The sequence below is a fragment of the Neisseria sp. HMSC03D10 genome, assembly GCF_001807625.1.
Classification (GTDB): domain Bacteria; phylum Pseudomonadota; class Gammaproteobacteria; order Burkholderiales; family Neisseriaceae; genus Neisseria; species Neisseria mucosa.
Window position 1 is genome coordinate 31,676 of the sequence record NZ_KV789510.1, and the last position, 10,034, is coordinate 41,709.

At 53.6% G+C, this 10,034-nt stretch carries 8 protein-coding genes; 4 read left to right on the forward strand and 4 right to left on the reverse strand.

Translation table 11 applies throughout. From position 1 onward, the window contains the following. Positions 1-59 precede the first annotated feature (59 nt). Positions 60-1,031 (reverse strand): siderophore ABC transporter substrate-binding protein, encoded by a 972-nt coding sequence (locus tag HMPREF3066_RS03020; RefSeq protein WP_070440349.1) that lies wholly within the window; start codon positions 1,029-1,031, stop codon positions 60-62. 233 nt (positions 1,032-1,264) lie between these two features. On the opposite strand from HMPREF3066_RS03020, the gene HMPREF3066_RS03025 reads away from it, so the two are divergent. Then, a complete protein-coding gene (locus HMPREF3066_RS03025; RefSeq protein WP_070440351.1) occupies positions 1,265-2,221 on the forward strand; it encodes a helix-turn-helix transcriptional regulator in 957 nt (318 codons plus the stop codon). A 113-nt stretch (positions 2,222-2,334) separates the two neighbouring features. Here HMPREF3066_RS03025 and HMPREF3066_RS03030 read toward each other — a convergent pair whose 3' ends face one another. The 3 genes from HMPREF3066_RS03030 to HMPREF3066_RS03040 all read right to left on the reverse strand — a co-directional run bounded on the left by HMPREF3066_RS03030 (position 2,335) and on the right by HMPREF3066_RS03040 (position 7,673). Further along, positions 2,335-4,350, reverse strand: a complete 2,016-nt coding sequence (locus HMPREF3066_RS03030; protein ID WP_070440353.1) for a prolyl oligopeptidase family serine peptidase — start codon at positions 4,348-4,350, stop codon at positions 2,335-2,337. A 270-nt stretch (positions 4,351-4,620) separates the two neighbouring features. Continuing rightward, positions 4,621-6,687: a hypothetical protein gene (locus tag HMPREF3066_RS03035; RefSeq protein WP_070440355.1), complete on the reverse strand. Its 2,067-nt coding sequence runs from the start codon at positions 6,685-6,687 to the stop codon at positions 4,621-4,623. A 179-nt stretch (positions 6,688-6,866) separates the two neighbouring features. Next, positions 6,867-7,673: a DNA ligase gene (locus tag HMPREF3066_RS03040; RefSeq protein WP_060974398.1), complete on the reverse strand. Its 807-nt coding sequence runs from the start codon at positions 7,671-7,673 to the stop codon at positions 6,867-6,869. A 147-nt stretch (positions 7,674-7,820) separates the two neighbouring features. Between HMPREF3066_RS03040 and HMPREF3066_RS03045 the strand changes: the two genes are divergently transcribed. The 3 genes from HMPREF3066_RS03045 to HMPREF3066_RS03055 all read left to right on the forward strand — a co-directional run bounded on the left by HMPREF3066_RS03045 (position 7,821) and on the right by HMPREF3066_RS03055 (position 9,761). After that, the gene (locus HMPREF3066_RS03045; RefSeq protein WP_070440356.1) at positions 7,821-8,453 is read left to right on the forward strand and encodes an MBL fold metallo-hydrolase; all 633 of its coding nucleotides are present in this window, start codon (positions 7,821-7,823) and stop codon (positions 8,451-8,453) included. Positions 8,454-8,789: 336 nt separating this feature from the next. Next, positions 8,790-9,320 carry an outer membrane protein assembly factor BamE gene (locus HMPREF3066_RS03050; RefSeq protein WP_070440359.1) on the forward strand — a complete coding sequence of 177 codons (531 nt, stop codon included), beginning with the start codon at positions 8,790-8,792 and terminating at the stop codon, positions 9,318-9,320. Positions 9,321-9,329: 9 nt separating this feature from the next. After that, positions 9,330-9,761: a L,D-transpeptidase gene (locus tag HMPREF3066_RS03055; protein ID WP_070440362.1), complete on the forward strand. Its 432-nt coding sequence runs from the start codon at positions 9,330-9,332 to the stop codon at positions 9,759-9,761. The last annotated feature ends 273 nt before the right edge of the window (positions 9,762-10,034 follow it).

Genomic DNA, 10,034 nt, shown 5'->3' on the forward strand with positions numbered 1-10,034 from the left:
GCATTTTCAACGTGCAGGCTGCTTTTCACTTCTTTTGCAGCTCCGTTTTCAGACGACCCCTATTCTTTCCCCGCCGCAACGGGTTCTGCCTTTTCAAACGCCGCCTTCAACTGTTCCGCCGCCTGTATCAACTGCCGCGCGCCGCCCGCGACAATGTAGTTCGCGGCAGGCATGACGATGATTTGCTTGCGCTTCCAAGCGTTCGTGCCGCGTACCAGCGCGTTATCCAACACTTCCACGGCCGCCGGCCCTTCCTGCCCGATGGCGGCGGTACGGTCGATGATGAAAATCCAGTCGGGGTTTTTCTCTTTGATGTATTCGAAAGAAACGGGCTGCCCGTGCCCCTCGTTGCGTAAAGATTCGTCCACGGGCGGCAGGCCGATGTCGCCGTGTATCCAGCTTGCCAACCGCGACTGGGTGCCGAAGGCGGACACCTTGTTGCCCGTAACCGACAGCACCAGCCCGCGCCCTTTGCCTTTGGCGGCTTCGCGCGTTTGGGCGAACAGCGCGTCAATCTGCGCCTTCAATTCCGCCGCGCGCGCTTCCTTGCCGAAAATCCGCGCCAGGGTTTCCATCTGCTTTTCGCCGCTGGTGCGGATATTGCCGTTGTCCACCGTCAGATCTATGGTGGTCGCGTTTTTCGCCAACTGTTCATACGCTTCCGCGCCCGGCCCGCCGGTAATGACAAGCTGCGGATTGTAGCGGTGCAGGGCTTCGTAATCGGGTTCGAACAGCGTCCCCACCGTTGCCGCCTTTTCAAATGCAGACTGCAAATAGTCCACGCGCACCGGCGCGGTGGTTGCGCCCACGTTCACACCCAATTCGGTCAACGTATCCAACGCCGCCCAGTCGTACACGGCAACGCGTTCGGGATTCTTCGGCACAACGGCATCGCCCCGTGCGGTCGGCACGGTCAGCGTGGCGGCAGATGCGGCTTGGGATGCGGCGGATACAGTTTTTTCGGCGGCAGGTTCGGGCGAACAGGCGGCCAGCAGGATGGCGCAGGCTGCCCAATAAAAACGTGGCTTCATGATGTGCGGTTCCTTTGTTGTGCGAATTAAGAATATTATTAAATAACTAACCCGCAGAAACCATGCTGCAAAACGCAAAATTCCCGATACGGCAAAACAAATTCCCGAAACGGGAAAGGCCGTCTGAAACACGCTTTCAGACGACCTTTTCCGTTTCAACCAATCCCTACGCTTGATTATTGGCAATAATTCCTATTTAATCCACTTATCAGACAACCCATTCCCATCCAAGCATGAACACCGCCGCCATCTACCGCCAGTACCAAACCTATGTCCGCTCCGATAAATCCGGCTGGGCGTTGGACGGCTGTTCCGACAGCGCGCTCATGGCGCAGGCAAAACAGCCCGGTTTACATCTGGAAATGTGCATCAACCGCTTCGACTCGGGCATCACCCTGTCGCGGATGCGCGGCGGTGGAACGGGTGTGTTTCCCACCGAAATCCACAATTTCAGCCACAACTGCGCCCTGTTCGTCATGGTGTCGGGGCAGAACCGGTTACAAATGGGCGGCAGGGAATACCACCCGTCTGCCGGCGAAATCTGGCTGGTACGCGGCGAACTGGCGGACGTATCCGAAACCCTGCTGCCCGACAACGGCGGCATGTGCGCGCTGCATTTGGATTTTTCGCTGGAAAAACTGCGCCGCTGGCACGACGAAGGCTTGCTGGACGAACGCCTGTTTTCGCCGCAAACGATAGGCCGATTCGCCCTGCAACGGCTGGCGCAAAACGCGGCGGCACTGACGGCGGCGGCCTGCCCCCTGCTGCAACGCCCGTTCGAATCGGACGGCTTCGGCCTGCTCGCCGACGAAGCCGCCGCGCTGGAACTCTCCGCCCGATTATTGCGCTTCACCTTCCGCCGCCACGACAACGGCTACCGCCGCCGGCGCATAGACGAAGCCGCCGACATCCTGCAACACGAATTCGCCCGCCCGCTGACCATCGCCGAAATCGCCCTCCGAGTCGGGCTGAACGAATGCTACCTGAAACGCTATTTCAAAGCGCAAACCGGCGAAACCGTCGCCGGACGCCTGCGCCGCCTGCGGCTGGAACACGCGCTCGCCCTCATCGAATCCGGCAGCACCGTCCAAGCCGCCATGCACTTTTGCGGCTACCGCCACGCGGGACGGTTCAACGAAGCATTCAGGCGGCATTACGGATTTTTGCCTTCGGATGTGAAGAAGTGCTGATGGGGCCGGCGGCATAGATATTTTGATTTGAAACAACCATTAAAAAAGGTCGTCTGAAAAAGCAATTTCAGACGACCTTTTTTCATTCGCGGCAGCAGTGTCGCCACCCGCCCTTACCCCAAAAACTCTTTCAAAAACAGCAACACGCAGGCGAGTTCGTCGGCGGATTCGCGTTGCGTGCCGTTGCCGGTATGGCCGCCACTGTCCGGAGCGTAGAGCCACGATTGCGCGGAGGTTTCGCGCAGTTTGGCGTAGAACTTGAGCGCGTGGGCGGGATGGACGCGGTCGTCGCTGAGGCTGGTGGTGATGAGTGCGGGCGGGTATGGCACGTCGTCTGAAAGATTGTGATACGGCGACAATTCGCCCAGCCAGCGTTTGCAGACTTCGTATTTTTGCGGGTTGCCGTATTCGTCCGTCCAGCTTGCGCCGGCGGAGAGCAGCGGATAGCGGATCATGTCGGTCAGCGGCACTTCGCACACCAGCGCGCCTATGCTTTGCGGTTCGCGCACGAAGGCGGCGGCGGTAATCAGGCCGCCGTTGCTGCCGCCCTGCAAACCGATGTGTTCGGGCGAACTCATGCCGCGTTCGGACAAATCACGCACGACGGCAAGCAAATCGTCGACACTTTTGTGTTTGCTGATTCCCTGCGCCGCCTGATGCCAGCGCGGGCCGAACTCGCCGCCGCCGCGTATGTTCGCCAACACGAAGGCGTTGCCCTCTTCCAGCCAGTATTTGCCGATGCTGCCCAGATAATGCGGCAGCTCGGGCACGCCGAAACCGCCGTAAGCATAGACCAGCGTCGGCGTGTCGGGCGCGACGTTTTTGCCGACATGAAAATAAGGGATGCGTTCTCCGTCGGACGAAACCGCCCAAAACTGCCGCACTTCGATGCCGTCTGAAACAAACTGCTGCGGCTGGCGGCGCATGACGGTCAGTTCCATCACGTTCAAATCCAGCGCAAACAGCGTCAGCGGCGTAGTGAAATCGCTGGCGGCAAGGTAAACCACGTCGCCGCCCCAAGGCTGGTCGGTCATTTCCAGCGCGCCCGACGGCAGGCGCGGCAACTCGGCTTCCTGCCATTTGCCGTCGGCAAACCGCCATGCTTTCAGACGGCCCTGTACGTTTTCCAGCAGGCTCGCCACCACAAAACGCTTGGTCGTTTCCACGCTTTCCAATGCCTGCGTTTCATCGGGCGCAAACAAAAGCTGCGCCGCCCCGAGTTCGCCCCGATTCAGCTTCACTGCCACCAGCGCGCCGCTCGGATAGCTTTGGTTCGCGCGGTTCCAGTCCTTGCGCAGCGTCAGCAAAAGATGCCCCGCCAGATAGCCGACCACGTCGCAATCGGCGGGCAGATTCAACGGTTTCGCCTCGCCTTCCGACGACACCTGCAAATACGTCTTGGTGTAAAAACCGTCCGACGCTTCAATCAAATCAATCGGCGAACCCTGCGGATCAAGGTAACGCCACGCGTTCACCATCATCCCGTCTTCGCCGATTTGGTACACCGGCAGGCTTTCCTCGAAACTCTTGCCGCGCTCCACCAGCCACACTTCGCGCGGATAGCCCGATTCGGTCAACTGCCGCTCGTCCCAAGCCGGACACACCCACACGCTGTTTTCATCGCGCCACGACACATGGTTTTTCCCCGCCGGAAAATGAAAACCGCCCTCAACCAGCCCGCCCGCTTCCAAATCCACTTCCAGCGTATAAGCCGTATCGCCGCCCGATTTGCTCAAAGTCAACAGCGCGCGGTTGGGCTGCTCCACCAAGTGCGACACGCCGCCCAGATACACATCGTCGCCGAGCAACTCGTCGAAATCCGCCACCGAAAACAGGATTTTCCACTCAGGATAGCCCGAACGGTAGGTCGCCGCCGTGCACACGCGGTACACGCCCTTCGGATACTCCGCATCCTGATGGAAATGGTACATCCGCGCGCGGTGTTCCTGACAAAACGGAATCTGCCGCGTGTCCCGCATCTGCGCCAAAATCCCGTCCGACAGCACGCGCGCCTTATCGTTGTCCAAAAAGCGCGCACGCGTTTCGGCATGCGCTTCAGCAGCGAAATTTTGCGTTTCGGGGGCGTCGAGGTTTTCGAAATGGAGATAGGAATCGGGGTAGGATTTCATAGAAAAGAGATCGTCTGAAAATAGCGAAAGCGGGAATTATAGCGGGAAAGCCTTGCAGACAGATGAAAAGGTCGTCTGAAAACGGGGCGGCGGGTTTCACTACTACTTCCGATACACCGTCCGTCATTCCCGCGCAGGCGGGAATCCAGAACGCAGAATTTAGGAAACCTTTTTGCCCGACAGATTTCCGTGCCGACAGGACTGAATTCCCGCCTGCGCGGGAATGACGGCTGATAATAGGTACCCGTATCGGAAATTAAGCAAACCAAGCTACTTATTCGGCGGATTAATCGGCAGCGTCGAGCGGGAGACTTTGACGTTGGGGCATTTTTGTTTCATCTGATAGCGGAACACTTCCGCCTTGCGTTGATTGCCGGTTTTTTCGTAATTCGTACCCAAAATCACCTCGTCCGCCAGATTCCGTATATCGGCATAAGGGATATAGACGGATTGGGTGGTCTCGCAATATTCGATTTCCTCCGAATCGATCGGCTTGATGACCAGCAGGCGGAACTCTTCTTCGTCGCGGAAGGCGAAATCTTTAAACAGATAGCGGATGTATTCCAAGGCTTCTTTATCTTCGTCACTGACGGCGGATTTGTCCTTGAAAAACCCGATAAGTGCTTCCAACGCTTCTTTTAATTTTTTCAAGCGGAACTGATGCCATTCTTCATTTCCGACGGGTTTCAGGCGAATACCGAACCGACTGATATTTGCATTTAACGTAAATCGAATGGACGATCCCAAATTTTCTTTTGCTAAATTTTGATGAAGGTCGAAAGCCTTATTGGGTGCAGAAAGCCATATCCCGCATTTCTTTTCCGAAATATATTCATCCTCGTAAGCGACATAAGCGACTTGATAAAGCGGCAGCTTTTCGTATTCTGAATCTGATATGTCATCTTCAGTCATCAGATCGTCTAACTTTTTTGCAAGTCTATCGGCTTCCGTCATCAGCTCATCTAAATTTTCTGCAAGGTTGTCGGCTTCCGTCACCAATCTGCCCGATTCGTTGATGAGGCTACGAAATGGGGCGGAAATATCTGCTTCTTTCAGCCAATCCCCGTTTTTATTGAACACCAGGCAGCAGCCCGAAGCCTCTACTCCACCTTCTTTCCCATATAGGCGAAACTGGTTCAAATCGTTGACGCGGCTGGAGAAGCAGGTAAAAAAGGCATTGTGGGACGCGCCATCAGCCTTGTTTTCCAACTCCAAATCCTGCTGGTTCAGCAAGTCCAACAATGCCTTGCCTTCAGACGGGTCGTTCATATAGGTAGAGCTGCCGAGCCGCATCGGATTGGCGGTTTCGTTGTCATCAATCCCGAATAATTTATGACATACATGAGGTGAGGTGTAATGCGCCATCGGGATTGCCCCCAATTCTGCCGGCGTGATATGGAGAGCCGCCAACACGGTTGAAACAGCGTCTTGCGGTTGTGAAATTTTACCTTTGAAAAGCGATTCCTGGATTTCTTGTTTTTTCTTTTTGAAATAGGAATTCCAATTCTTATTGAAGTAATCAATATCTCTTAAGTAAGGATGAATTCTCTTTTTTAATTTTTCTTTTTCATCATTTAATTGTGGTATTTGTTCGTTAACAGTCAAAAAATATTCACTAGCTTGCTTGAAAAATGTTTTTACTTCAGCTGGATTTTTGTTTTTCTTGGCTCGTACAAAATAACAAATGCCAAGAAAAAATTGGGTATAGACTTGTTGCCAGATGTTCCTTTGTTGGTCGAAAAGTTCCAACCATTGCTTATAGTGTTTAATAGCCAGTTTGAGCAGTCCATCTGTTTTATCCACATTCTTGGTTTTTTTAGCCTGTTTGAAATAATAATAGCCAAAATAAGATTGAGCATAACCTTGTTCCTGAATGCCGTCTTGTTGATCTTTCAGTTTCTTGGCAAGTTCCAACCATTGCTGATAATGTTCTACTGTTTTCTCAAACAGTTTATTTGCTTCCTCTTCATCCGTTTCTTTCATTTTTATGAAGAACTTTTTGAAATAACAACGACTAAGCCAAGATTGAGCCTTGATTTTTTCCTGAATACAGCTTTTTTCATCTTCCAGTTGTTCGGTAAGGTTCAGCGCTTGCTGATAGTATTCAACAGCTTTTTCAAACAGTTTATCTGTTTCATCCACATCTTTGGCCTTCATGAGCTGTTGGAAATAACAATGACCAAGCCAAGATTTAATTCTAATTTGCTCTGGAATCTGAGTATTTTTATCCGTAATCCCATCCCAGGCTTGATGCAGAATTTCAATCGCTTCAGTGTATTTTCCCTTATCAAATAATGGGAGGAAACTTTCAAAAATCAAACCATTAACATCCATCATTTATCCCTCTATCAAACCAATCCATTAAAAACCAATCAGGCGGAAATTGTACACCATATACCAAAGCTCCCCCCTCCCACCCCAAAGCAGAAAACCGATTCAGTATCCCTCAAACTTGTAAAAAGGTCGTCTGAAGACCTAAAAATACGGTTTTCAGACGACCTTTCGACCATCGGCTCTTACCTGTCCGTCCTGACCCGCACAAACGTGGCAAATTTCGGCGTGCCTTTTTGCGTGAAGCCGCGGTAGCGGTATGTGATGACCGAGCCGATTTTGGGCGGGTTGTCGCGGTCTTTGTCTTTGAAGCCGCTGCCGATGCGGAATTCGCCGTGTCGGTTTTTGCAGCCGACCGCGCCCAGCCGTCCGGCGTTGCGCCCTTTGCCTTCATAATGCCGCGTTACCGTGCATTCGTCGTCGTATTGGCTTTTCAGCTTCAATAATTGGCTGCTCCTGCCGCCGCTGTAACGCGATTCGGGCTGGCGCAGCATCACGCCTTCGCCGCCCTGCGCTTCGATTTGTTTCAAAAAATCCATCGCGTGCTGCCGGTCGCGCACTTTGGTTTGCGGGATGATGGTGATGGGCGCGTTCGGATGCGTTTTCAGCCATTGCGTTGCGACGGCGAGGCGTTGGTAGAGATTGCCCTGTGCTTTGGGTACGTCGAAAACGTGCAGGCGGATGCCGCGCCAATCGCCGGAAGACGAGCGCACGGCGGCGGAAATCTGTTCAAACTGCCCGCGCCCGCTATACAGCTCGCCGTCGAGCGGATAGGGTGGGAACTGCGCGGTAAAGCCTTTGGGCGGCGTAAACGCGTAGCCCTGCCTGCTGACCAGTTGCCGCCCGTCCCAATACGCGCGCACGCCGTCGAGCTTCTCGCTCATCGCCCAGCCTGCAATGTCTTGGTCTTTGTATTCCTGCGCCAGCATCAAATCCGCGCCGAGCGCCGTTTGGATGAAAAAAGCGGCAAAAATCGGTATCATGCCCTGCATTGAAGTTCTCATAAACGTTCCAATAATGTGAGTGATTATTTCAAATATAATAATGATACCGCATAAACAGACCGAAGGTCGTCTGAAAACATCGTTTCAACGAAGTTAAAGCCCCCCGTCCAACCACTACCCAAGGAATCCCGCCTCATGGCACTTCAAGCCGAAATCATTGCCGTTACCCCCTTCCGCCAAAACTGCACCCTCTTGTGGGATGACGAAACCCGCGAAGCCGTCCTGACCGATGTCGGCGGCGACGTTCCCTACCTGCTGCAAGAGCTGGACGCGAAAAACCTCACCCTGACCGCCATTTGGCTGACCCACGGACACCTCGACCATGCCGGCGGCGTGGTGGAATTGCGGGAACACCGCCCCGTCCCCGTCATCGGTCCTCATGCGGACGACGAATTTCTGCTCCAAGCCCTGCCCGAAACGACCGCCCAATACGGCTTTCCCGTTTCCCCCGCATTCGAGCCGACCCGCTGGCTGACCGAAGGCGAAACGCTCAAGGTCGGCAGCCACGCCTTCCAAGTCCTGCACATCCCCGGCCACACGCCTGGCCACGTCGTTTTCTACTGCGCTGAAGCAGGGCTGCTTATTGCGGGCGACGTATTGTTTTACGAAACCATAGGCAGAACCGACTTCCCTCGCGGCAACCACGCCGACCTCATCCATAATATCCGCACCAAACTGTTCGTCCTGCCCGAAGATACCCGCGTCATCGCGGGACACGGCAGAATGACCGACATCGGGCATGAAAAACGGCACAATCCGTTTTTTTAAATCCTGAAAGCGAAAGGTCGTCTGAAACACGGATAAGCGTTTCAGACGACCTTTTTAAAAAATTGGCATAAAACTTGCATGGAATCTGAACAAGAAATTAACATTTCGCCTTAAATTTGATTAAACATCAAAATAAACAACCAGTAACGCGATTTTACCCGACCCGGACACACGCTTGCCTGAAGCCGATGTACCATCATTTCCAATTATATCCGTATGAAATTGTTACAAAGTGACAATAAACGGCATCAGCACAAAGGGCAGCGTGCGGGTAAATCGTATTTTTCCATGCGGCAGAGGCATAACCGAAGCCGCCAACATGAAAAAGGATTAACCATGAAAACGTCCCGCATCGCCAAAACCGCCCTTTACCTCGCTGCCGCAGCCGTATTGTCCGCCTGCGCCGGCAAAAGCCACGTTAAAGCCGACGGAACGACGGACAACCCCGTCTTTCCGAAACCCTACTCCGTAACCTTCAACAAAAACCAAGGCACATTCCCTACCGCCGATGAACTCGAACAGATGAAACCGGGTCTGAGCAAAGACGACATCTACAAAATCCTCGGCCGTCCGCACTACGATGAAGGTATGTTCGGCGTGCGCGAATGGAATTACCTCTTCCACTTCCGCACTCCCGGCGTTCCCGCCAATCCCGACATCGGCTCCGGCGTAGAAGGCATTACCACCTGCCAATACAAAGTCTTGTTTGACAAACACAAATACGCCCGCAGCTTCCATTGGAAAGCCGTCTTCCCGGAAGACGCCGTCTGCCCGCCCGCACAAGAAGTTGCCCCACAACCCGCGCCTGAACCTCAAATCATCATCCGCGAGGTTGCGCCCGAAACCCACCACCGCATCCGCAAATAACAGGAAAACATGTTTAAAAGAATCATCCTCGGCGTATCACTGCTGACAGGGCTGAACAGCTTTGCCGCAGCCGATGCCGCCAAAGAATACATGCAACGCAAAAAAGTCATCGTCAACACCGCCAAAGCCGAGCTGTGTTTCACCGACGATGCCCAGTGTTACCCCGTGCTCATCGGCAAAACCACGCCGAAAGGCACATTTGATATGCAGTTGATGAAGACTTCCAAACCCGGCTACGGCGGCGAAATCATCGGCTTCAAGCAGGAAAAAGACTTCCTCTTCGCCCTGCACCGCGTCTGGACGCTCAAACCCTCCGAGCGCCGTATGCAGCGCATCGCTTCCAACGTCGTCTCCGACCGCATCATCACCAACGGCTGCATCAACGTAACCGACAAAGTGTACGACAAATTGCGCCAATATTTTGTTTTGGAAGTGATTTGACGGGTTTCACCATAATATAGCAGGCATGAAAAAGGTCGTCTGAAACTTGAAATTCAAGGTTTCAGACGACCTTTTTATTGACTCGATACATACTTGGAGCAACCGAACCCGTAGCGAGGGCTTTGCCCACGAAATCTGCTGTTTAATAATCTGAATCAGTTATCTGTTTCCGTGTATTCATTTCGCAGGCAAAGCCCACGCTACGGATTGCTTCAACGGCAACCTGTCCCTTCCCCAGTCGGGCGGGGGAAGGTTAGGATGGGGGTGGTTCTA